At 43.7% G+C, this 25,299-nt stretch carries 11 protein-coding genes and 6 rRNA genes; 12 read left to right on the top strand and 5 right to left on the bottom strand.

The window, feature by feature from the left end:
• Window positions 1-32: 32 nt before the first annotated feature.
• Window positions 33-458 carry a DUF4395 domain-containing protein gene (locus BS1321_RS11025; RefSeq protein ID WP_063236148.1) on the bottom strand — a complete coding sequence of 142 codons (426 nt, stop codon included), beginning with the start codon at window positions 456-458 and terminating at the stop codon, window positions 33-35.
• 535 nt (window positions 459-993) lie between these two features.
• Between BS1321_RS11025 and BS1321_RS11020 the strand changes: the two genes are divergently transcribed.
• The 5 genes from BS1321_RS11020 to BS1321_RS11000 all read left to right on the top strand — a co-directional run bounded on the left by BS1321_RS11020 (window position 994) and on the right by BS1321_RS11000 (window position 8,258).
• Window positions 994-1,365 (top strand): MerR family transcriptional regulator, encoded by a 372-nt coding sequence (locus tag BS1321_RS11020; protein ID WP_063236154.1) that lies wholly within the window; start codon window positions 994-996, stop codon window positions 1,363-1,365.
• Window positions 1,366-1,555: 190 nt separating this feature from the next.
• Window positions 1,556-2,854 carry a hemolysin family protein gene (locus BS1321_RS11015; protein WP_063236155.1) on the top strand — a complete coding sequence of 433 codons (1,299 nt, stop codon included), beginning with the start codon at window positions 1,556-1,558 and terminating at the stop codon, window positions 2,852-2,854.
• Between the two features lie 317 nt (window positions 2,855-3,171).
• Window positions 3,172-5,973 (top strand): response regulator, encoded by a 2,802-nt coding sequence (locus BS1321_RS11010; protein WP_063236149.1) that lies wholly within the window; start codon window positions 3,172-3,174, stop codon window positions 5,971-5,973.
• A 28-nt stretch (window positions 5,974-6,001) separates the two neighbouring features.
• Window positions 6,002-6,835 (top strand): CheR family methyltransferase, encoded by an 834-nt coding sequence (locus tag BS1321_RS11005; RefSeq protein ID WP_063236150.1) that lies wholly within the window; start codon window positions 6,002-6,004, stop codon window positions 6,833-6,835.
• Between the two features lie 280 nt (window positions 6,836-7,115).
• The gene (locus tag BS1321_RS11000; RefSeq protein ID WP_063236151.1) at window positions 7,116-8,258 is read left to right on the top strand and encodes a PP2C family protein-serine/threonine phosphatase; all 1,143 of its coding nucleotides are present in this window, start codon (window positions 7,116-7,118) and stop codon (window positions 8,256-8,258) included.
• A gap of 115 nt (window positions 8,259-8,373) precedes the next feature.
• On the opposite strand, the gene BS1321_RS10995 is transcribed toward BS1321_RS11000, so the two are convergent.
• Together BS1321_RS10995 and BS1321_RS10990 are read right to left on the bottom strand one after the other, a co-directional pair.
• The gene (locus tag BS1321_RS10995) at window positions 8,374-8,544 is read right to left on the bottom strand and encodes a CsbD family protein (RefSeq protein ID WP_069981788.1); all 171 of its coding nucleotides are present in this window, start codon (window positions 8,542-8,544) and stop codon (window positions 8,374-8,376) included.
• 79 nt (window positions 8,545-8,623) lie between these two features.
• Entirely contained in the window at window positions 8,624-9,382 is a 759-nt protein-coding gene (locus tag BS1321_RS10990) for an alpha/beta hydrolase (RefSeq protein WP_063236152.1), read from the bottom strand.
• 648 nt (window positions 9,383-10,030) lie between these two features.
• Here BS1321_RS10990 and BS1321_RS10985 point away from each other — a divergent pair.
• The 3 genes from BS1321_RS10985 to rrf (BS1321_RS10975) all read left to right on the top strand — a co-directional run bounded on the left by BS1321_RS10985 (window position 10,031) and on the right by rrf (BS1321_RS10975) (window position 14,869).
• Window positions 10,031-11,581: ribosomal RNA gene (locus BS1321_RS10985) — 16S ribosomal RNA — on the top strand.
• Window positions 11,582-11,757: 176 nt separating this feature from the next.
• Window positions 11,758-14,690: ribosomal RNA gene (locus BS1321_RS10980) — 23S ribosomal RNA — on the top strand.
• 63 nt (window positions 14,691-14,753) lie between these two features.
• A 5S ribosomal RNA gene (gene rrf / locus BS1321_RS10975) occupies window positions 14,754-14,869 on the top strand.
• Window positions 14,870-14,974: 105 nt separating this feature from the next.
• Here the strand turns inward: rrf (BS1321_RS10975) and BS1321_RS10970 are convergent.
• Window positions 14,975-15,190 carry a DUF3951 domain-containing protein gene (locus BS1321_RS10970; RefSeq protein ID WP_063236595.1) on the bottom strand — a complete coding sequence of 72 codons (216 nt, stop codon included), beginning with the start codon at window positions 15,188-15,190 and terminating at the stop codon, window positions 14,975-14,977.
• Window positions 15,191-15,765: 575 nt separating this feature from the next.
• Between BS1321_RS10970 and BS1321_RS10965 the strand changes: the two genes are divergently transcribed.
• The 4 genes from BS1321_RS10965 (at window position 15,766) to BS1321_RS10950 (ending at window position 21,721) form a co-directional block, all read left to right on the top strand.
• A 16S ribosomal RNA gene (locus BS1321_RS10965) occupies window positions 15,766-17,316 on the top strand.
• A gap of 176 nt (window positions 17,317-17,492) precedes the next feature.
• Window positions 17,493-20,425 (top strand): 23S ribosomal RNA (locus BS1321_RS10960).
• Between the two features lie 63 nt (window positions 20,426-20,488).
• Window positions 20,489-20,604, top strand: a 5S ribosomal RNA gene (rrf, locus tag BS1321_RS10955).
• Together the 16S, 23S and 5S rRNA genes form the textbook arrangement of a ribosomal RNA operon.
• Before the next feature lie 277 nt (window positions 20,605-20,881).
• Complete coding sequence (locus tag BS1321_RS10950) at window positions 20,882-21,721, top strand: tyrosine-type recombinase/integrase (protein WP_063236495.1); 840 nt, start codon at window positions 20,882-20,884, stop codon at window positions 21,719-21,721.
• A 260-nt stretch (window positions 21,722-21,981) separates the two neighbouring features.
• On the opposite strand, the gene BS1321_RS10945 is transcribed toward BS1321_RS10950, so the two are convergent.
• The gene (locus BS1321_RS10945; RefSeq protein WP_063236496.1) at window positions 21,982-25,110 is read right to left on the bottom strand and encodes an efflux RND transporter permease subunit; all 3,129 of its coding nucleotides are present in this window, start codon (window positions 25,108-25,110) and stop codon (window positions 21,982-21,984) included.
• Window positions 25,111-25,299: the final 189 nt, after the last annotated feature.

The following is a 25,299-nucleotide window of genomic DNA, read 5'->3' as shown; positions in this document are numbered from 1 at the left end:
CTGACGCATGTCAGTCCCATTTATGTGCAGCTTTAGCGAATAGATCGGCGATAGGAATATTGCTTCCATTGATAAAGGATAAAGCAGCCGATGCAAAATCCAAGAATGGCTATGAGAGAAGCCATTCCGACCATCAAGGTGAATATATAACCGGTAACATTCCAACCCAGCGAAAAAGAAGTGAATCCAAGTCCTAAGCAAACGACTGCAATGGCCTGGTTGAATTGTTGCTGTGAATGATCTTCAGGAATATAATCGGAGGTTTTCTTTTTGAGAAAGAGCTTGGCGAGACGCATCACTGGATTGAAATTAAAGAGAAGACCTAAAAGTCCTGCTGTTAAAGGAATCACCAATATCCACATTTGTCCCGTTAATAAGGCGGTGGCTACGCTTAACAAAATGACCCATTGATTCGTTCGTACTAAGGGACGGGGAATGGAGCGAATTTCATTCGTCATACTAATACCAACCTTCCTGGTGTGTTTTGTTTATATTTTATCACTTATGAAGTGAAAAGCTAATAAAACAAAATAAAAAAACTACTTATTTATAATAATTTTAATTTAGTATTGATTATCATTATAAAAGTAGTATAATATGTATAACAAGCAAATAAAGTTAGGAGGACGGTATAAATGGTAGCAAAAGTTTGTGAAACATGCGGAACACCAATAAAAAAGCTAAAGCATTCTTCCCTATGCCAATGCGGTCCTAAGATATTGAGCAATCAATTCTCAGTTAAAACAAAAAAATAAAATCCCGTGGATAGATCATAAATAAAACCGATTATTCAATTAATCGGTTTTTGTTTTTCCAATGACGGGTAAAGAGGATAATAAATATTTTTCATTTCAATTAAAATAATGTACGATTATGGAATAGAATAAAACGTCATGGAGGAAAAGACATACTTTCAGTTTGTCAAACCATCACGTGACGGTTAGGAGGGGTTAAGTTGGGAACGAGACTTTAAAAATTGGCGAGTTGGCGGAAATGGCGAACGTTACGAAACGAACCGTAGATTATTATACGAACCTAGGCTTGCTTAAAGCAGAACGTTCCGCCTCTAATTACCGTTATTATTCAGTCGGTGAACTTGAAAGGCTCCGCCGTATCGAGGGATACAAAAGAGAAAACCTTTCATTGGAAGATATTAAAAAAATACTTAAAAAGGATAAGGAAGCCGCATCAGCAATTGAGGAAAAAGGTCTTCAACTCAAGAATAAAATGGATGGCCTGAACGATGAACTTCAGGAATTCATCAGCTTGATTGAAAAGGACGGAAAAAGTGAGCTTCTTCTAAAAAAACAGATATCTCGTGAAAGCATGGCCTTGATCCAATCATTACTAGTGTTGCTGGTATGATTAAAATTTATCTCTATAGTTTTATGCACAAAGGTGCATATTAACGATATAGGCTAAATGGTTTTGGTTCATGTTATAAGGCAAAAATCGCTTTTTGAAACGAAAATAACCATTTATACAGGAGGTGCTTGGGATTAAGCCGTACATGTCTAATCCGAAGGATAGGCACTATATGGCGAACCCGCACATATTGGAGATTTTTATAAAATTATTAGCAGTAGCTGTATTAATAGCATTAACCGCTTTTTTCGTTGCTTCGGAATTTGCAATCGTGAAAGTCAGAAGTTCCCGAATCAATCAATTGATTGAAGAAGGGCATAGAAATGCCCTCGCGGCCAAGAAAGTGACATCACATATCGATGAGTACTTATCTGCCTGTCAATTGGGGATTACAGTAACCGCCTTAGGTTTAGGGGTGTTGGGTGAACCGACGGTAGAGGCGATCTTAAAACCATTATTCACTAAATGGGGATTAGAGGAATCTGTAAGTCACATCATCTCGTTCCTGATCGCTTTCGGTTCTGTAACATTCCTTCATGTTGTAGTCGGCGAACTGGCACCGAAAACGGTTGCGATTCAAAAGGCAGAAGAGGTAACCTTGCTTTTTGCAAAGCCGTTAATTCTCTTTTACCGCATTTTGTACCCCTTCATTTGGTTACTTAATGGTTCTGCGCGTCTCCTGACGGGTATATTCGGATTAAAGCCTGCATCTGAGTCCGAAATGGCCCATTCTGAAGAAGAGCTGCGCATCATTTTATCGGAAAGCTATAAAAGCGGTGAGATCAACCAATCGGAATACAAATATGTAAATCAAATATTTGAATTTGATGAGCGTATTGCCAATGAAATCATGGTTCCCCGTACGGAAATGACCGTTATCGAAAAGGGCATGCCATTATTGGAAGTTGTTGAACTGATTCAAGAAGAACAATACACAAGGTATCCGGTCATAGACGGTGATAAAGATAACGTCGTGGGAATGGTCAATATCAAGCGACTTTATACAGCGACGATTACAGAAGATAATGTAACAGCTTTGACGGTGGATTCCTTTGTAACACCCATCATCCGTGTTCTTGAAACGATCGCCATTCATGATCTGCTGCTGAAAATGCAGAAAGAACGGATCCATATGGCTGTTTTGTCTGATGAATATGGCGGAACTGCTGGTCTTGTTACGGTTGAAGACATCCTTGAAGAAATCGTTGGGGAAATCCGTGATGAATTTGACCAGGATGAACGTCCTCTCATTCAAAAAATTGATGAAGGTCATTATGTATTCGACGCTAAAACATTGGTTGAAGATGTCAATGATACCCTTGCGATCGATTTGCCTGAGGAAGATATCGATACATTGGGAGGATGGTTCCTGACAGGCAGATTTGAGATTGCTGTCGGGGATAAAATTGAATACGCAGGATATGAATTTACTGTAAAGGAAATGGACGGACACCATGTTTTATATGTTGAAGTGAAGAAGATTAAATAAACAGGATCACAACAAGAGCCGAAGGTGGAAACTTTCGGCTTTTATTAATGTTCCTCGGTTCGAACAAGTCCTTTGAGTTTATGACAATGGTTAAGGCAGACTGTTACTTAATTGGAAAAGGAATTCATTTTAAATAACACTGCAGGTAACTATTTTAGCTTGGGAAATGTTAAAATTGAGTTTGAACAATGAATCTATCTATATATCATTTTAAAAATTTCAAAGAATATAAGGGAAATTCTGGTATTAAGTTATATTTTGCAATGCCGTTTATTTATGGCTGGTATAAATAAGTATTGAAGAAGGTGGGCGGGAAAATGGGTTTTAAGAAGAAGCAAATGTTGGGATTTGGTTTGATCTTGCTTTTCTTGGCTATTTTACTTTCTTTCATGATGTTTACGCTTAACAATTTAAAGAGCAGCATGACTGAAATAGTTGAAAATCGCTATGAAAAAGTTCAAGCTTCGATGGAAATCCGTCAGCTTTTTTCTAGGTCGGACCGTGAGATTCTGTTTGCAGCAAATGACGCAAACAAGGAAGAAAGAGCAGTGAGCCTCGAAATCATCAGCGAGAATCATAGTTTGATTGAATCAAAAATTGCTGGGTTATCAGGTTCGTTAAATAAGGCGAAAGCAAAGCAATTATTGAAAGAGTTCGAAACTCAATATGCTTCTTACTCCATAACAGAGGCTGAGATCATCCAAAAGATAAAATCGGGAAACTCTTCGGATAATCTTTCAAGCTTGATGGACGACCAGAGGGAAAAACGAACGAAAGTCATCAGTACGATGGATGACTTTAAGGATTACCAAGAAGGTGTCATGAAAGATACATTGAGTAATTCGAAACAAACCTATGAAGATATGATCGGTTTTGTGATTTTTGCGGTTATTCTCAGCATTTTGGTTATTTCCGTAACGGTTGTTTGGATGATTCGCAGTACATCGAAAGATCTGCAATCGATTACGAAGGTCATCAAAAATATCGATTTTAAAAATTTATCGGTCATACCAAGAATTCCGGTTCGGACTGCTGATGAAATTGGTGATATCGCGAAATCGTTCAATGATATGGCGGAATCGCTTGAAGTTTATAATCAAAAAGAGAAAGATTTCACTGAAAAGATCAGTGAACAGAACTGGATCCAGACTCGTGTCGCAGATATAGCTACCATGTATCAGCGCATTGTTGATGTGGAAGTTCTGGCTGACCGGTTCATTACAAGACTTGCACCGATGATGGGAGCTTCAATTGGAGCTTTTTACGTCAAACGGGGTGAAGGTGTGGATATGCGTTTTGTGAAGCTTGCCAGTTTTGCTGGAGATGGCGAAGATTCGGGCAGACGTGAATTCCGTATGGGCGAAGGTTTGATCGGACAATGCGCCCTTGAAAAGAAATCGAAGGTCATTGACGATATCCCTGAAGATTTCCAATTGGTTACAACAGGATTAGGGGAAGTCAACCCGAAAAGCATTGCCATCGCGCCAGTCGTTTTTGAGGATGAAGTTGTGGCGATGGTCGAACTGGCAAGTTTGGAGGCCTTTACGAAGCTGCAAAAAACTTTCCTGAACCAGGTTCTTGATACTTTAGGCATCACGATTAATAATGTAGAGGGCCGGATGGAAATAGAGCGTTTATTGAAAGAATCACAGGCACAGACCGAAGAGTTACAGGCTCAATCGGAAGAATTACAATCACAGTCAGAGGAAATGCAAGCCCAATCAGAGGAACTGCAGACACAGGCTGAAGAGTTGCGAATGATCAATGAACAATTAGAAGAGAGAAATCGTGAAACTGAAGAAAAATCGAAAGAGCTTCAAGTAGCTAAACTAAATCTTGAAAAACAAGCGGAAGAATTAAAGTTAAGTTCAAAATATAAATCTGAGTTCATGGCAAACATGTCCCATGAATTGCGGACACCGCTCAATAGTATTCTGATTTTATCAGAAATGCTTTCGGATCCGAATGATAGTAAATTAAATGAAGAGCAACAGGAATTCGCTCGTGTCATTAATTCATCAGGCCAAGACTTATTAACGTTGATCAATGACATTTTGGATTTATCAAAAGTTGAAGTCGGAAAGCTTGAAGTGGTCTTTGACGAAATGAATTTAAGTGAACTTCCTGAGTTATTGCACCGTAACTTCGATCATGTAGCGAAGAAAAAGAACATTGACTTTATAATAGAAAAGAGTAAAAACGTTCCGGACATTTTCTTTACGGATGAACAGCGCTTCCAGCAAATTTTGAAAAACCTATTATCCAATGCATTTAAATTCACGGAAAAAGGTTCTGTGTCTGTCCAAATCCAAAAAGCTGATGAAGAAAATGTAGCACAATGGATACAGACAAAAGGAGCTAGCAATTGGGTTGAAATTAAGGTGACGGATACGGGCATCGGAATTTCAAAAGAGAAGCAAAAACTTATCTTTGAAGCGTTCCAGCAAGGTGACGGAGCTACAATGAGAAAATATGGCGGTACAGGACTAGGGCTATCGATTTGCCGGGAGTTTGCCAAACTTCTGGGAGGCTGGGTCATTGTAGATAGTGAAGAAGGGCAAGGCAGTACCTTTACTTTCTTTATTCCAAGCATGCCAGAGGGCTTCAAAAATGTCGGCGAAGCAATAGCTGCTTCTCCAGAAGTGGCAGCAGCTAACCACGATGATTCTGCCGCGCCTTTTGGCGGTCAGGGAGAACCGGATGTAGTTATAATGGATGAAGAAGATCGGGATAAGGTCAAACCATTCTGCAATAAAAAAGTACTTGTCGTCGATGATGATCACCGTAATATATTTGCTCTGAAAAATGCGCTGAATCATGAGGGGATGGAAATCCTTACAGCTGAAAACGGCTACGAATGTTTGGAACTCCTTGAAAAAGGAAATGATATAGATGTTATTTTGATGGATATCATGATGCCGGGCATGGACGGTTACGAAACGATGACCAGAATTCGCGAGCAAAGTAAGTTCGAGGATCTTCCAATCATCGCGCTAACTGCGAAAGCGATGAAAGGCGATAGGGAAAAATGCCTGAAGGCCGGCGCTTCCGATTATGTCAGCAAGCCATTAAAATTGGATCAGCTGCTATCCGTCCTAAGAGTATGGCTGACTAATTGATTGATAGTACGGGTAAGGAAGGTTTTGCATGAAGGATACTTTAACGATTGAAGAAAGAGAAGATTTAGAACTCGAATTATTGTTAGAGGCCATTTATTCCGTATCTGGCTTTGATTTTCGTAAATATATGCGTTCTTCAATAAAAAGAAGAGTTGAAAATAGAATGAGACTGGACCATATTCGCAGGATTAGCGGAATGATAGAAATGGTTTTATATGAAAAAGGGTATGTCGAGAAGCTTTTGAAAGATTTTTCAATAAATGTCACTGAAATGTTTCGCGATCCGGAGTTCTTTAAAGCCTTTCGTTTAAATATTGTACCGCTCCTGAAAAAACTTCCTGAAATCAGGATTTGGCATGCGGGTTGTTCGACCGGTGAAGAAGCCTTTTCCATGGCGATCATCCTCAAGGAAGAAGGACTCTATGATAAGGCGAGGATTTATGCCACTGATATGAATGATGAAGTCCTCCGTCATGCGGAAAAAGGGATATTACCTTTAAATAGAATGCAGTCTTATACGAAAAACTATTTGCAAGCTGGAGGTAACCAGGAATTTTCGGAGTATTATACAACCGATTATCAAAATGCTTATCTTGATTCGAATCTCCTTAAAAACATTGTGTTTTTCCAGCATAATTTAGTTACTGATGGCTCGTTCAATGAGTTTCATATCATCATGTGCCGGAATGTGATGATATACTTTACCGGTGAATTACAGACCTATGTTAATCAGTTGTTTTATGACAGTCTTTGTAAAGGGGGCTTCCTTGCGGTTGGCAGCAAGGAAACACTTCATACATCATCCTTTTCGGAAGATTATGAGGACTTTGACTCAAAGGAACGAATTTATCGGAAATTGTAAAAAGAAAGAGTTCGCATATAAGCGGACTCTTTCTTTTTAATTTAGTGCATCATTTTTCGCTTTTTTTACATTTCTATGTTTAAGGTATCGGAAGAAGGGGTATAAATAATGAGTTGGTCTCCATCTAGAATCACTACCGTGGTTTATTTTTATTAAAAGAGACTGAACTTCGTTATAATATAATAGAAAAATCCCTATTAAGGGAGCTTTATTAAAGTACTGATTCATATAAAAGAGATAAATGTTGCCGCTCGATATAAGCCAAAAGGGGAATGAAAGAATGACGATTTTAATCGTAGATGATAACCAGGTTAACCTTTTCGTTATAGAGAAAATTCTAAAACGAGCTGGCTATACGGATTTTCTATCATTAACTTCAGCTGTTGAGATGTTTGAATATTTACAGGTGGATAGTCCGCAACCTAAAGAAACTTCAGTTGATATCATTCTGCTTGATATCATGATGCCGGAGATCGATGGGATAGAGGCGTGCAGGAGACTTCAAAGTATTCCTCACCTTAGAGATATTCCCGTCATTTTTGTGACCGCCCTTGAAGATTCAAACAAGGTGGCCGAGGCACTTGATGTTGGCGGAATTGATTATATAATGAAGCCTATCAATAAAATAGATTTACTTGCGAGGATTCGCGTGGGGTTAAGACTTAAATATGAAAAAGATTGGCATAAAATGCAGGATGAAAAAATCCGCAATGAATTGGATCTTTCCATGCAGGTTCAAAGCAGTTTATTAAGTGAACCCATTATAAATGACCACTTAACTATCAGGGCATCATACTTACCTGCGAATAAATTAGCAGGGGATATGTACTATTGGCACCGCATCGATGAAAATCGGTATGGGATCATCCTGTTGGATATGATGGGGCATGGCATATCCGCCTCACTTGTGTGCATGTTCATTTCCTCCGTATTGAGGGATGCCATCAGGACACATACGGATCCAGTGGCAGTAATAAACGAATTGAATCACTGGATGAGTACCCTTAATAAAGAAGAAAATCAAGTGCATTATTATTTTACCGCGATTTATATGATCATTGATACAGAGCAAAAGACAGTGGAATATGTGAATGCCGGACATCCTCCGGGATTTGCTTTAATGGACGATGGAAAAGTGGCCTCACTTTCAAAAGGGACATGTCCTGTTGGGTTCTTCACCGAGATGAAAATAGAGAAGTCCGTTATTCATTATGAAGAGAAGATTCAGCTTATGCTATTTACGGATGGAGTCATGGAAGCGATAGATCGAGAAGGGACGGAAGGACTCGACCAAATAAAAGAAGCGGTCTCGACGAGATGGTTTGATTGTAAAGAATCTCCCCCTATCGATTTTTTGATGTCCCCGGAAATGCAGAAAGATCAACCTGATGATATGTGTGTTGTTGTTATTCAAGCAAATTGAAGAAGGAAAGAGGCGGCAGATTATCTGCCGCCTCTTTTCTATAAAAAGGGGAATCATTTTTATATGAAATGAGAATGTTCGTTAAGAGAGTTAATCATGTATTCGCTATTTGCAATTAACGGTCATTTTTCAATTTACTAATGCCATCTTGGAGATTGCCTTTTAATTTATCGACTTTACCTTCTGCTTGTAAGTGAGGATCATTTTTCGCGTTTCCGACTTGGTCTTTCGTTTCACCTTTAACTTTATTTACAGTACTTTTTACTTTGTCTGATAAACCGCTCATTATGTTACCTCCTTTTTCTTATATACTATATATACCCATGAAGTGTATGGGTAAACCTGAATTATATGGAGAAAGGAGTTTAAGAAGCGATTATTGCCCTGTTACTTAACCTTTGAATGAACTGATATGACCGTTCAATGATATGATCTTTGTCATGATCCAACGAGGCCACATGATATGAATTTTCAAGAGAGGCCATCTCCTTATCACCGGAAACAACAGTATCGTAAATATGATAGGAACACGAGTCTGGTACAACGTGATCTTCTGGAGAATGGAAGAGAAGTATCGGGCACGAAACGTCTATTAGTTTTTGACTGGTATGTTCCATTATATCAAGCAATTGATTAATCGCTTTTGACGGAACTCGATCATATGTGATTTCTTTGGTTGTATCGTCTTTTATGTCAGGCTTGCCTTCAGGAACGAAGCGTGGTACCGATTGGTTACGATATATTTCATATTCAGGAACTTGGAGAGCGGCATTGATGGTGAGAATTCCATCGCAAGCCACTTTTGTCGCTAAGTCGAGAACAAGGGCGCCTCCCATAGATTGTCCGATGGCGAATACATGGGTGCAGGTTCGTTTTAATTTTGTATAAGCCATTTCAACATCTTGTATCCACTCCTGATAATGACTCGTTTCCATTTCATATTCATCCGTTCCGTGGCCCGCCAGTCGAGGAGCGAAGACAGTAAAGCCTTTGGCAGCGAATTTTTCACCTAAATACCTTACGCTTTGTGGCGTTCCGTTAAAACCATGGCAAATAAGAATGCCGATAGAATTGCCGGGTAAGAAAAAAGATTCCGCACCTGGTATTACCATTGCTGCTGTCATATTCCCATCTCCTTTAATTTAGCTAAGTTTTGTTGAAAGAAAGCTTATAAATAAAATTAACTATTCCGATTATTTTACTTGGTTATATAATAGCATAATGAAAATTGTGAAGTCAACTTGGTTATATTTCAAACTTCATTATTCATTAAGAAGCATTTAAAAGAAGATATAAAGATACTTATTAGGTCTATTCGATGTATGGTTGCTATTCATTCTATTATATAAGTTCTGTCTTGGAATCGTTGATAAACTGAAGAAGCTAATAACCTGTGCAAGATATAAATATAAGAAATGGAGAAAAAGCGTTGACATTATGGTAGGAAAGGATTAATATAAATAAGCACCAACTAAGACAAACGAAAAACTTCATCGCTTTTGGCAGATTGCTGAAAAGAAATAATAACTATTGACTTCTTACTATGAAAATGATAAGATGAAATGGTCGCTGAAAAACACAGCGATTAAAAATAAGTTGAAAACTTCGCAGAAGTTGACAACTAATCAATAAGATGTTATGATGAATAAACAAGCCGTTCGAAAGAACGATTGTGAAAATTGCTCTTTGAAAACTGAACAAAACAAAGCGCCAACGTTAAATTTTAAGTGAGCACACACTATTAAAAAAGCAAAATGAGCAAGTCAAACATTTCTTCGGAGAGTTTGATCCTGGCTCAGGACGAACGCTGGCGGCGTGCCTAATACATGCAAGTCGAGCGAATCGATGGGAGCTTGCTCCCTGAGATTAGCGGCGGACGGGTGAGTAACACGTGGGCAACCTGCCTATAAGACTGGGATAACTTCGGGAAACCGGAGCTAATACCGGATACGTTCTTTTCTCGCATGAGAGAAGATGGAAAGACGGTTTACGCTGTCACTTATAGATGGGCCCGCGGCGCATTAGCTAGTTGGTGAGGTAATGGCTCACCAAGGCGACGATGCGTAGCCGACCTGAGAGGGTGATCGGCCACACTGGGACTGAGACACGGCCCAGACTCCTACGGGAGGCAGCAGTAGGGAATCTTCCGCAATGGACGAAAGTCTGACGGAGCAACGCCGCGTGAACGAAGAAGGCCTTCGGGTCGTAAAGTTCTGTTGTTAGGGAAGAACAAGTACCAGAGTAACTGCTGGTACCTTGACGGTACCTAACCAGAAAGCCACGGCTAACTACGTGCCAGCAGCCGCGGTAATACGTAGGTGGCAAGCGTTGTCCGGAATTATTGGGCGTAAAGCGCGCGCAGGTGGTTCCTTAAGTCTGATGTGAAAGCCCACGGCTCAACCGTGGAGGGTCATTGGAAACTGGGGAACTTGAGTGCAGAAGAGGAAAGTGGAATTCCAAGTGTAGCGGTGAAATGCGTAGAGATTTGGAGGAACACCAGTGGCGAAGGCGACTTTCTGGTCTGTAACTGACACTGAGGCGCGAAAGCGTGGGGAGCAAACAGGATTAGATACCCTGGTAGTCCACGCCGTAAACGATGAGTGCTAAGTGTTAGAGGGTTTCCGCCCTTTAGTGCTGCAGCTAACGCATTAAGCACTCCGCCTGGGGAGTACGGCCGCAAGGCTGAAACTCAAAGGAATTGACGGGGGCCCGCACAAGCGGTGGAGCATGTGGTTTAATTCGAAGCAACGCGAAGAACCTTACCAGGTCTTGACATCCTCTGACAACCCTAGAGATAGGGCTTTCCCCTTCGGGGGGCAGAGTGACAGGTGGTGCATGGTTGTCGTCAGCTCGTGTCGTGAGATGTTGGGTTAAGTCCCGCAACGAGCGCAACCCTTGATCTTAGTTGCCAGCATTCAGTTGGGCACTCTAAGGTGACTGCCGGTGACAAACCGGAGGAAGGTGGGGATGACGTCAAATCATCATGCCCCTTATGACCTGGGCTACACACGTGCTACAATGGATGGTACAAAGGGCTGCAAACCTGCGAAGGTAAGCGAATCCCATAAAGCCATTCTCAGTTCGGATTGTAGGCTGCAACTCGCCTACATGAAGCCGGAATCGCTAGTAATCGCGGATCAGCATGCCGCGGTGAATACGTTCCCGGGCCTTGTACACACCGCCCGTCACACCACGAGAGTTTGTAACACCCGAAGTCGGTGAGGTAACCTTTATGGAGCCAGCCGCCTAAGGTGGGACAGATGATTGGGGTGAAGTCGTAACAAGGTAGCCGTATCGGAAGGTGCGGCTGGATCACCTCCTTTCTAAGGATAATTACGAGAGCGCTTTTGTTTTGTTCAGTTTTGAATGAGTAATTCATTCAAATAGGAAAGACAAGCATCACGATGTGATGGATTCTTTCTGCTTTGTTCCTTGAAAACTAGATAATAGATAGAAGGCAATTAATTTTTTTCAAAGCATCTGTAAGATCTTTTTTAACGGTTAAGTTAGAAAGGGCGCACGGTGGATGCCTTGGCACTAGGAGCCGATGAAGGACGGGACTAACACCGATATGCTTCGGGGAGCTGTAAGTAAGCTTTGATCCGGAGATTTCCGAATGGGGAAACCCACTGTTCGTAATGGAACAGTATCTTTACCTGAATACATAGGGTACTGAAGGCAGACCCGGGGAACTGAAACATCTAAGTACCCGGAGGAAGAGAAAGCAAATGCGATTTCCTGAGTAGCGGCGAGCGAAACGGAATTAGCCCAAACCAAGAGGCTTGCCTCTTGGGGTTGTAGGACACTCAACATGGAGTTACAAAGGAACGGGGTAAATGAAGTGATCTGGAAAGGTCCGTCAAAGAAGGTAAAAACCCTGTAGTTGAAACTTCGTTCCCTCCTGAGTGGATCCTGAGTACGGCGGGACACGAGAAATCCCGTCGGAAGCAGGGAGGACCATCTCCCAAGGCTAAATACTCCCTAGTGACCGATAGTGAACCAGTACCGTGAGGGAAAGGTGAAAAGCACCCCGGAAGGGGAGTGAAATAGATCCTGAAACCGTGTGCCTACAAGTAGTCAAAGCCCGTTAATGGGTAATGGCGTGCCTTTTGTAGAATGAACCGGCGAGTTACGATTTCATGCGAGGTTAAGTTGATAAGACGGAGCCGCAGCGAAAGCGAGTCTGAATAGGGCGAATGAGTATGAGGTCGTAGACCCGAAACCAGGTGATCTACCCATGTCCAGGGTGAAGTTCAGGTAACACTGAATGGAGGCCCGAACCCACGCACGTTGAAAAGTGCGGGGATGAGGTGTGGGTAGCGGAGAAATTCCAATCGAACCTGGAGATAGCTGGTTCTCTCCGAAATAGCTTTAGGGCTAGCCTCAAGATGAGAGTATTGGAGGTAGAGCACTGATTGGACTAGGGGCCCCCAACGGGTTACCGAATTCAGTCAAACTCCGAATGCCAAATACTTATTCTTGGGAGTCAGACTGCGAGTGATAAGATCCGTAGTCGAAAGGGAAACAGCCCAGACCACCAGCTAAGGTCCCAAAGTATACGTTAAGTGGAAAAGGATGTGGAGTTGCTTAGACAACCAGGATGTTGGCTCAGAAGCAGCCACCATTTAAAGAGTGCGTAATAGCTCACTGGTCGAGTGACTCCGCGCCGAAAATGTACCGGGGCTAAACGTATCACCGAAGCTGTGGATTGACACCGTATGGTGTCGATGGTAGGAGAGCGTTCTAAGGGCGTTGAAGTCAGACCGGAAGGACTGGTGGAGCGCTTAGAAGTGAGAATGCCGGTATGAGTAGCGAAAGAAGGGTGAGAATCCCTTCCACCGAATGCCTAAGGTTTCCTGAGGAAGGCTCGTCCGCTCAGGGTTAGTCGGGACCTAAGCCGAGGCCGAAAGGCGTAGGCGATGGACAACAGGTTGATATTCCTGTACCACCTATACATCGTTTGAACGATGGGGGGACGCAGAAGGATAGGGTAAGCGCGCTGTTGGATATGCGCGTCCAAGCAGTTAGGCCGGAAACGAGGCAAATCCCGTTTCCATTAAGGCGGAGCTGTGATGGCGAGGGAAATATAGTACCGAAGTTCCTGATTCCACGCTGCCAAGAAAAGCCTCTAGTGAGATGTAAGGTGCCCGTACCGCAAACCGACACAGGTAGGCGAGGAGAGAATCCTAAGGTGTGCGAGAGAACTCTCGTTAAGGAACTCGGCAAAATGACCCCGTAACTTCGGGAGAAGGGGTGCTTTTTAGGGTGAATAGCCCAGAAAAGCCGCAGTGAATAGGCCCAGGCGACTGTTTAGCAAAAACACAGGTCTCTGCGAAGCCGCAAGGCGAAGTATAGGGGCTGACACCTGCCCGGTGCTGGAAGGTTAAGGGGAGAGGTTAGCGCAAGCGAAGCTTTGAACCGAAGCCCCAGTAAACGGCGGCCGTAACTATAACGGTCCTAAGGTAGCGAAATTCCTTGTCGGGTAAGTTCCGACCCGCACGAAAGGTGTAACGATCTGGGCACTGTCTCAACGAGAGACTCGGTGAAATTATAGTACCTGTGAAGATGCAGGTTACCCGCGACAGGACGGAAAGACCCCGTGGAGCTTTACTGCAGCCTGATATTGAATTTTGGTACAGCTTGTACAGGATAGGTAGGAGCCTGAGAAGCCGGAGCGCTAGCTTCGGTGGAGGCGTTGGTGGGATACTACCCTGGCTGTATTGAAATTCTAACCCGCGCCCCTTATCGGGGTGGGAGACAGTGTCAGGTGGGCAGTTTGACTGGGGCGGTCGCCTCCTAAAGAGTAACGGAGGCGCCCAAAGGTTCCCTCAGAATGGTTGGAAATCATTCGTAGAGTGTAAAGGCACAAGGGAGCTTGACTGCGAGACCTACAAGTCGAGCAGGGACGAAAGTCGGGCTTAGTGATCCGGTGGTTCCGCATGGAAGGGCCATCGCTCAACGGATAAAAGCTACCCCGGGGATAACAGGCTTATCTCCCCCAAGAGTCCACATCGACGGGGAGGTTTGGCACCTCGATGTCGGCTCATCGCATCCTGGGGCTGTAGTCGGTCCCAAGGGTTGGGCTGTTCGCCCATTAAAGCGGTACGCGAGCTGGGTTCAGAACGTCGTGAGACAGTTCGGTCCCTATCCGTCGCGGGCGCAGGAAATTTGAGAGGAGCTGTCCTTAGTACGAGAGGACCGGGATGGACGCACCGCTGGTGTACCAGTTGTCTTGCCAAAGGCATAGCTGGGTAGCTACGTGCGGACGGGATAAGTGCTGAAAGCATCTAAGCATGAAGCCCCCCTCAAGATGAGATTTCCCATGGCGCAAGCTAGTAAGATCCCTGAAAGATGATCAGGTTGATAGGTCAGAGGTGGAAGCGTGGCGACATGTGGAGCTGACTGATACTAATAGATCGAGGACTTAACCAACGCTTTAAAAAAATGAAATACCTTCTTATTATCTAGTTTTGAAGGAACAACGTTCCTTTCATGTTTGGTGGCGATAGCGAAGAGGTCACACCCGTTCCCATTCCGAACACGGCAGTTAAGCTCTTCAGCGCCGATGGTAGTTGGGGGTTTCCCCCTGTGAGAGTAGGACGCCGCCAAGCCATTTCAAAGATCAGCCATCCGGCTGGTCTTTTTTGTGTTCATAAGGTCATGAAAAAAGATGGCTGTACAGTGTTGCTTTCTTGACCACATAATAAAAGACTGCATTAAACGGTCTTGTCGTTATTTGATTTCTCTTCATATTGAATGTGATGCTTGGTATCCTGTATTGGATTATCTTTTTGTATATCGTCACCTTTAATTCCCATTGTGATGTCATCATAAGGTGTGTATCTATTTGAAGGCGTTGATTTCTTTTTAATCAGCCGATAACAAACAAAGCCTATTACAGAAATAACAAATAAAGTATAAACATATGCCATTTAATCACTCCTTAAAAAAGATTACTTACTACTTTATTTTAATATCCCATAATACCCCTTTTTCGAAAACAACAAACTTTACGAAAACAGCGAAAAAGATAAAAACCTTTTAGGCTTTGTCGGGATACCTTCAAATCTGACCAACTAATGTGTGTATTTTCCTTTAGCAAAACGGACCTTGAAACCATTCTTGATCTAACTTTGAGAAAAAGAATTATTTATTGTGAAATGTGTTGACTTTATGTTAGGAAAGGATTAATATAAATAAGCACCAACTAAGACAAACGAAAAACTTCATCACTTTTGGCAGATTGCTGAAAAGAAATAATAACTATTGACTTCTTACTATGAAAATGATAAGATGAAATGGTCGCTGGAAAATACAGCGGTTTAAAATAAGTTAAAAACTTCGCAGAAGTTGACAACTAATCAATAAGATGTTATGATGAATAAACAAGCCGTTCGAAAGAACGATTGTGAAAATTGCTCTTTGAAAACTGAACAAAACAAAGCGCCAACGTTAAATTTTAAGTGAGCACACACTATTAAAAAAGCAAATGAGCAAGTCAAACATTTCTTCGGAGAGTTTGATCCTGGCTCAGGACGAACGCTGGCGGCGTGCCTAATACATGCAAGTCGAGCGAATCGATGGGAGCTTGCTCCCTGAGATTAGCGGCGGACGGGTGAGTAACACGTGGGCAACCTGCCTATAAGACTGGGATAACTTCGGGAAACCGGAGCTAATACCGGATACGTTCTTTTCTCGCATGAGAGAAGATGGAAAGACGGTTTACGCTGTCACTTATAGATGGGCCCGCGGCGCATTAGCTAGTTGGTGAGGTAATGGCTCACCAAGGCGACGATGCGTAGCCGACCTGAGAGGGTGATCGGCCACACTGGGACTGAGACACGGCCCAGACTCCTACGGGAGGCAGCAGTAGGGAATCTTCCGCAATGGACGAAAGTCTGACGGAGCAACGCCGCGTGAACGAAGAAGGCCTTCGGGTCGTAAAGTTCTGTTGTTAGGGAAGAACAAGTACCAGAGTAACTGCTGGTACCTTGACGGTACCTAACCAGAAAGCCACGGCTAACTACGTGCCAGCAGCCGCGGTAATACGTAGGTGGCAAGCGTTGTCCGGAATTATTGGGCGTAAAGCGCGCGCAGGTGGTTCCTTAAGTCTGATGTGAAAGCCCACGGCTCAACCGTGGAGGGTCATTGGAAACTGGGGAACTTGAGTGCAGAAGAGGAAAGTGGAATTCCAAGTGTAGCGGTGAAATGCGTAGAGATTTGGAGGAACACCAGTGGCGAAGGCGACTTTCTGGTCTGTAACTGACACTGAGGCGCGAAAGCGTGGGGAGCAAACAGGATTAGATACCCTGGTAGTCCACGCCGTAAACGATGAGTGCTAAGTGTTAGAGGGTTTCCGCCCTTTAGTGCTGCAGCTAACGCATTAAGCACTCCGCCTGGGGAGTACGGCCGCAAGGCTGAAACTCAAAGGAATTGACGGGGGCCCGCACAAGCGGTGGAGCATGTGGTTTAATTCGAAGCAACGCGAAGAACCTTACCAGGTCTTGACATCCTCTGACAACCCTAGAGATAGGGCTTTCCCCTTCGGGGGGCAGAGTGACAGGTGGTGCATGGTTGTCGTCAGCTCGTGTCGTGAGATGTTGGGTTAAGTCCCGCAACGAGCGCAACCCTTGATCTTAGTTGCCAGCATTCAGTTGGGCACTCTAAGGTGACTGCCGGTGACAAACCGGAGGAAGGTGGGGATGACGTCAAATCATCATGCCCCTTATGACCTGGGCTACACACGTGCTACAATGGATGGTACAAAGGGCTGCAAACCTGCGAAGGTAAGCGAATCCCATAAAGCCATTCTCAGTTCGGATTGTAGGCTGCAACTCGCCTACATGAAGCCGGAATCGCTAGTAATCGCGGATCAGCATGCCGCGGTGAATACGTTCCCGGGCCTTGTACACACCGCCCGTCACACCACGAGAGTTTGTAACACCCGAAGTCGGTGAGGTAACCTTTATGGAGCCAGCCGCCTAAGGTGGGACAGATGATTGGGGTGAAGTCGTAACAAGGTAGCCGTATCGGAAGGTGCGGCTGGATCACCTCCTTTCTAAGGATAATTACGAGAGCGCTTTTGTTTTGTTCAGTTTTGAATGAGTAATTCATTCAGATAGGAAAGACAAACATCACGATGTGATGGATTCTTTCTGCTTTGTTCCTTGAAAACTAGATAATAGATAGAAGGCAATTAATTTTTTTCAAAGCATCTGTAAGATCTTTTTTAACGGTTAAGTTAGAAAGGGCGCACGGTGGATGCCTTGGCACTAGGAGCCGATGAAGGACGGGACTAACACCGATATGCTTCGGGGAGCTGTAAGTAAGCTTTGATCCGGAGATTTCCGAATGGGGAAACCCACTGTTCGTAATGGAACAGTATCTTTACCTGAATACATAGGGTACTGAAGGCAGACCCGGGGAACTGAAACATCTAAGTACCCGGAGGAAGAGAAAGCAAATGCGATTTCCTGAGTAGCGGCGAGCGAAACGGAATTAGCCCAAACCAAGAGGCTTGCCTCTTGGGGTTGTAGGACACTCAACATGGAGTTACAAAGGAACGGGGTAAATGAAGTGATCTGGAAAGGTCCGTCAAAGAAGGTAAAAACCCTGTAGTTGAAACTTCGTTCCCTCCTGAGTGGATCCTGAGTACGGCGGGACACGAGAAATCCCGTCGGAAGCAGGGAGGACCATCTCCCAAGGCTAAATACTCCCTAGTGACCGATAGTGAACCAGTACCGTGAGGGAAAGGTGAAAAGCACCCCGGAAGGGGAGTGAAATAGATCCTGAAACCGTGTGCCTACAAGTAGTCAAAGCCCGTTAATGGGTAATGGCGTGCCTTTTGTAGAATGAACCGGCGAGTTACGATTTCATGCGAGGTTAAGTTGATAAGACGGAGCCGCAGCGAAAGCGAGTCTGAATAGGGCGAATGAGTATGAGGTCGTAGACCCGAAACCAGGTGATCTACCCATGTCCAGGGTGAAGTTCAGGTAACACTGAATGGAGGCCCGAACCCACGCACGTTGAAAAGTGCGGGGATGAGGTGTGGGTAGCGGAGAAATTCCAATCGAACCTGGAGATAGCTGGTTCTCTCCGAAATAGCTTTAGGGCTAGCCTCAAGATGAGAGTATTGGAGGTAGAGCACTGATTGGACTAGGGGCCCCCAACGGGTTACCGAATTCAGTCAAACTCCGAATGCCAAATACTTATTCTTGGGAGTCAGACTGCGAGTGATAAGATCCGTAGTCGAAAGGGAAACAGCCCAGACCACCAGCTAAGGTCCCAAAGTATACGTTAAGTGGAAAAGGATGTGGAGTTGCTTAGACAACCAGGATGTTGGCTCAGAAGCAGCCACCATTTAAAGAGTGCGTAATAGCTCACTGGTCGAGTGACTCCGCGCCGAAAATGTACCGGGGCTAAACGTATCACCGAAGCTGTGGATTGACACCGTATGGTGTCGATGGTAGGAGAGCGTTCTAAGGGCGTTGAAGTCAGACCGGAAGGACTGGTGGAGCGCTTAGAAGTGAGAATGCCGGTATGAGTAGCGAAAGAAGGGTGAGAATCCCTTCCACCGAATGCCTAAGGTTTCCTGAGGAAGGCTCGTCCGCTCAGGGTTAGTCGGGACCTAAGCCGAGGCCGAAAGGCGTAGGCGATGGACAACAGGTTGATATTCCTGTACCACCTATACATCGTTTGAACGATGGGGGGACGCAGAAGGATAGGGTAAGCGCGCTGTTGGATATGCGCGTCCAAGCAGTTAGGCCGGAAACGAGGAAAATCCCGTTTCCATTAAGGCGGAGCTGTGATGGCGAGGGAAATATAGTACCGAAGTTCCTGATTCCACGCTGCCAAGAAAAGCCTCTAGTGAGATGTAAGGTGCCCGTACCGCAAACCGACACAGGTAGGCGAGGAGAGAATCCTAAGGTGTGCGAGAGAACTCTCGTTAAGGAACTCGGCAAAATGACCCCGTAACTTCGGGAGAAGGGGTGCTTTTTAGGGTGAATAGCCCAGAAAAGCCGCAGTGAATAGGCCCAGGCGACTGTTTAGCAAAAACACAGGTCTCTGCGAAGCCGCAAGGCGAAGTATAGGGGCTGACACCTGCCCGGTGCTGGAAGGTTAAGGGGAGAGGTTAGCGCAAGCGAAGCTTTGAACCGAAGCCCCAGTAAACGGCGGCCGTAACTATAACGGTCCTAAGGTAGCGAAATTCCTTGTCGGGTAAGTTCCGACCCGCACGAAAGGTGTAACGATCTGGGCACTGTCTCAACGAGAGACTCGGTGAAATTATAGTACCTGTGAAGATGCAGGTTACCCGCGACAGGACGGAAAGACCCCGTGGAGCTTTACTGCAGCCTGATATTGAATTTTGGTACAGCTTGTACAGGATAGGTAGGAGCCTGAGAAGCCGGAGCGCTAGCTTCGGTGGAGGCGTTGGTGGGATACTACCCTGGCTGTATTGAAATTCTAACCCGCGCCCCTTATCGGGGTGGGAGACAGTGTCAGGTGGGCAGTTTGACTGGGGCGGTCGCCTCCTAAAGAGTAACGGAGGCGCCCAAAGGTTCCCTCAGAATGGTTGGAAATCATTCGTAGAGTGTAAAGGCACAAGGGAGCTTGACTGCGAGACCTACAAGTCGAGCAGGGACGAAAGTCGGGCTTAGTGATCCGGTGGTTCCGCATGGAAGGGCCATCGCTCAACGGATAAAAGCTACCCCGGGGATAACAGGCTTATCTCCCCCAAGAGTCCACATCGACGGGGAGGTTTGGCACCTCGATGTCGGCTCATCGCATCCTGGGGCTGTAGTCGGTCCCAAGGGTTGGGCTGTTCGCCCATTAAAGCGGTACGCGAGCTGGGTTCAGAACGTCGTGAGACAGTTCGGTCCCTATCCGTCGCGGGCGCAGGAAATTTGAGAGGAGCTGTCCTTAGTACGAGAGGACCGGGATGGACGCACCGCTGGTGTACCAGTTGTCTTGCCAAAGGCATAGCTGGGTAGCTACGTGCGGACGGGATAAGTGCTGAAAGCATCTAAGCATGAAGCCCCCCTCAAGATGAGATTTCCCATGGCGCAAGCTAGTAAGATCCCTGAAAGATGATCAGGTTGATAGGTCAGAGGTGGAAGCGTGGCGACATGTGGAGCTGACTGATACTAATAGATCGAGGACTTAACCAACGCTTTAAAAAAATGAAATACCTTCTTATTATCTAGTTTTGAAGGAACAACGTTCCTTTCATGTTTGGTGGCGATAGCGAAGAGGTCACACCCGTTCCCATTCCGAACACGGCAGTTAAGCTCTTCAGCGCCGATGGTAGTTGGGGGTTTCCCCCTGTGAGAGTAGGACGCCGCCAAGCCATTTCAAAGATCAGCCATCCGGCTGGTCTTTTTTTGCAGGTGTTTTTCCTTCAGTATCTTTTTATTTAAACCTGTTAAAAAGGTTGGGACTCAAAAGGACCAAAAAGAAAGTTATAGGCAGTATAAATGGTAGGACATACTATAAATGCATCTGAATCTCTACAGCTATCTGTATTATCCATATCTGTTTAAGACAAAGGGACAGAATTCTTCGTTTCTGTAGGGATATATGTTAAACTTAACGTAGTTCTGAAACTGTCAATGGGGGAATAGCCGATGGATACCTCTGCTAAAGATGAAATGATTTTTTCGTTTGCTGAATGGTTGAGAGACCAAGGCAAATCAGCTAATACGATCAAAACGTATACTGGTGTCCTTTCACAGTTTTGTGACCAGACACAAAAGATATTGACGGAGATTCATTCTGAAGATGTTCAGGGTTATCTTGATTATTTAGAAAATTGCAAGAAAAGCCCGGGAACAATCGAAAAACACTATATCGCCCTAAATGTTTTCTTTAAATTTTTAGGCAAACCGCAAGTTATGCTTTCTGTGGAACGTAAGGTTAAGGAGCACAAGTTTGAGATACCTGAGACTTTAAGCATAAATGAGCAGCAGATCCTGTTAAGGGATATAGAAGCAGAAGGAAATCTAAGGAACATTGCCATCGTCTACCTTTTGTTACATACTGGAATCCGTGTCTCTGAATTATGTGACTTAAATGGTCGTGACGTCATTATGGAAACAGAGCGAAATTATATACTTGTCAGGAACGCAAAAGGTGAAATCGATAGATCCGTTCCCCTTACACTATCGGCTATACAACATGTAAAAAATTATCTTTATTCTTTAAAAGAAAAAGCAGATCCGTTATTCATCTCAAGCTATAATCAAAGGATCACTCCCAGGTCGGTTCAATATATTTTAAAAAAATACAATGTGCATCCACATAAACTGCGACATACCTTTTGCCAAAGGTTAGTGGATAATGGAATAGATATACAAACGATATCCAAGCTTGCCGGTCATAAAGATTTAAACGTAACGAAGCGTTATCTAAAAGAAAAATCGCTGGATCTGGCAAATGCGATAGACCAAACTTTCACCAAACACTAATCTATAGAAATTAAAAGGGAAAGCGAGTCCTTTCCTTTTTTTTTGTTTAAATCAAGTTTAAAAACATACAAGTTTCCTTGAAATGAGGAATAGGACGTTTTGTCTTATCAGACGGGGCAGGTTAAATGAAGAGGGAATAAAGTTCCGTCAAAAGAGGTCCTGAAGTATGAGGGTTAATATATTAAGAGCATATTGATCAATTGTTGAATCAAAAAAGAGGGGATTCCTAATATAAGGAATCCCCTCTTTCTTTTTCTTCTTTACTTAACTGTTTTTTTCTTCTTTTTACCTATTTTCATTATTACTTCATATACTACCGGTACTATTACAAGTGTTAGCAATGTAGAACTCACCAGTCCGCCGATAACGGTAATTCCCAAACCTTGTGATATTAATTCGCTGCCTTCCGCACCGATTGCCAAAGGTATTAAAGCGCCGATTGTGGCCAGGGCAGTCATCAGGATTGGACGTAGACGGGTGGATCCTGCCTCGAGTAAAGCTTCCCTGGTAGATAGTCCGGATTCTTCATTTTTGATAACGCGGTCCACTAATACAATGGCGTTGGTTACCACGATGCCAATAAGCATTAGGACACCCATCATTGCCGAAACGCTGATGGTCTCACCTGCAACGAATAGCCCTGCCAATGCCCCGATTACCGTAAATGGTAAGGAGAAGAGAATGGCTATTGGTGCTAAACCACCATGGAAAGTAACGACTAGGACAAAGTATACGATAGCAACGGCCGCTAACATAGCGATACCAAGTTGAGTGAATGATTCTTGGATATCTTCCGTTACTCCGCCATAGTCTATAGAGACGCTTGCGGGAAGGTCTAATTTATCAACTTCCTTTTGTACCTCAGCTGTTACTGCTGCTACATCATCCGATTTGATTGTTGCAGACACGTCGGCATAAATTTTTCCATCGCGGCGGCTGATTGTATCGGAAGCTTTGCCTTCTTCGATTTTCACAAGCTCTTTCAATGGGATTTCCATTCCCATAGGAGAAGAAATTTTCGTATTCTCAAGATCTTTTTTGTCTTCGAATGCCGTTTCTTCTGTCTCGACATATACTTTGACTTCTTCTCCATCTTTCTTAATCGTAGTTATAGCATCATCTTTATTCGTGTTTGCAATGGACATACCAATTTGTGCAGCTGTCAGTCCAAGATCGCTTAGCTTTTCCTGGTCTGCAACTAGTGTATATTGCTCATAAGCATCGGAAAGACTTGTATCAACATCTTTTAAATCTTTATTTTTCTTCATGATATTTTGAATATCGTCAATTACCGGTTCAATGTCTTTTTGTGTATTTCCGTAAACAAATAGTGTGGTTTCGTTGCTTGCTGTTGACGTGAATTCTTGTTGTTTCCATGTTCCTGGTGAATCAAGTTCAGTTAAATCTTTTATGACCGTTTCTTTTTTGTCCCCGAAATTTTCGGTGTCTTCATCATAGAGTACATAGAAGAGAGCCGAGTTACTCGAGCCGCCCATCATGCCGCCCATCATGCTTTCACCAAGTGTGTATTGAACGGTCTTCACATCGTCTTTATCCATGAAGTATTTTTCTACTTTTTCTGTTTGCTTTTCAATATCCTCTTTTAACTCTCCGGGTGCGGGAGTGTAAGTGACGATAATCGTTTTTTCTTCATCTGCAGGCATGAAGCTGACACCGATGCTTGGGATTAGGAATAAGCTGCCGGCCAATAATACAATGGCTGTACCGAAAGTGATTAACTTATGGTTTAACGACCAATCCAGTGCTTTTCGGTAGAATGCAGATAGTTTGCTTGGTTTTTCTTCATGTGATTTTAATTCTTTTTTAGATAGTCCCTTTTTAAATAAAGAGTCTGCCATTGCCGGAACAAGTGTGATGGCGATTATTAAGGAAGCGACTAATGCAAACACCATTGTTAAGGCGAATGGCATGAATAGTTCCCCGACAGGTCCTGTAACGCTTGCTAAAGGCAAGTATACGGCTACAGTAACGATTGTCGATGAAAGGATAGGGATGAACATTTCCTTAGTGGCTGATCGTATTAATTCGCCGCCTTTTAATTGTTCGCCTTTTAAAGCCATTCTCCTATAAATATTTTCAATGACGACAATGGAGTCATCGACGACTCGGCCAATGGCAACTGTCATGGCCCCCAGTGTCATGACATTCAATGAAATATCCATTTGTTTGAGCACCAAAAGGGCTGCTAACAGGGATAATGGAATCGAAATGACAGAAATGAGAGTCGTTTTAAAGTTCCTAAGGAACAGCATGATAACAATGACTGCAAACAGACAGCCGAAGAGTGCCTTGCTGATCATGGTTTCCACAGAATCTTTAATCGGTTGGGCTTGATCAAGCGTAGTGTGTACACTTACGCCTTTAAATTCTTCTTTGAAGTTCGATACTTCTTCTTTTACGTCGTCTACGATTGCGACTGTATCGGCATCAGGCGATCTTGTAACCTGAATCCCAATCGATTCGCTACCGTTTGTTCTTGAAATCGATTCAGCCTTACCGGTGATTTTAACATCGGCAATGTCTGATAATTTGACATTTTGTAGTTGGGCAGGACCCGTTTCCATTTCAGGAGATAATTGATTGGTTTCGGGTACGGTTTGTGTTGGCGTTCCAGTTTGAGAGCCGCCGGTTAAAGGTATCTTAATATTTTTCAGGTCTTTTAATGTGGAGATGTTTCCATCCACAACGATCGTTTTTTCTTTATCATCAAAGTTATATATGCCAAGCGGCATGTTGACGTTTGCGGCCTGGATAACCTTCTTTACGGTATCTTCATCGAGCCCGTATTGAGCCATCTTTTCCTGGTCGAATACAAGGCTGCCTTCATTTACTTGTTGTCCGGAAATTGATACGGATGTCACGCCGTCAATTCCTTCAAGTTTAGGTACTAACACATCTTCCACATTTTTTGTAAGAGCTGGTAAATCCGAACCCTTATCTGTTACACTGAGTGCGACGACAGGAAAAGCGTTTAATTCTAATTTAGATACGCTTGGGTCATCCACTCCCTCAGGCAGTTCTAGTTTCTCTAAAGCTTCTTTCACTTCTTTTACTGCATCGTCCATATCCGTATCATAATCATATTGTAATTGGATGGAAGAGACATTAGCCATGGACGAAGAACTGACTAATTCGACTCCTGGCAAATTTGTTACTTTCTGCTCAATCTGGTCTGTGAGTTTATCTGCTACTTCTTCAGGTGCAGCTCCAGGATATACAGTGGAGATGCTTATTAAAGGAGTCGAGATGCTTGGAATGGTTTCTTGTTTCATGTTTAAACCGGAGTATAAACCAGCTGCTACGATGATGATCGTAAGCAACCAGATTGCCAATTTATTCTTTAATGAAAATTTTATTATTGAATTCAAGCTTGTACCCTCCATACATAAAATTGTGACTAGTCGGTCATAGACTCAAATATATAGTATATGGATTATGATTGCAATAGATAATATTCGTTAGTGTTAACGTTGTGATTTCAAGGGTTTTGGGATACAATTCGGAAGATGTGACCCATTGGTCATCAATTGATAATTTTAAGAGATAGGATGAATTTG

The organism is Peribacillus simplex NBRC 15720 = DSM 1321, assembly GCF_002243645.1.
Taxonomy (GTDB): Bacteria; Bacillota; Bacilli; order Bacillales; family DSM-1321; genus Peribacillus; species Peribacillus simplex.
Note: the sequence above shows the minus strand (reverse complement) of the source record. Positions and strands in the feature narration are given on the sequence as shown.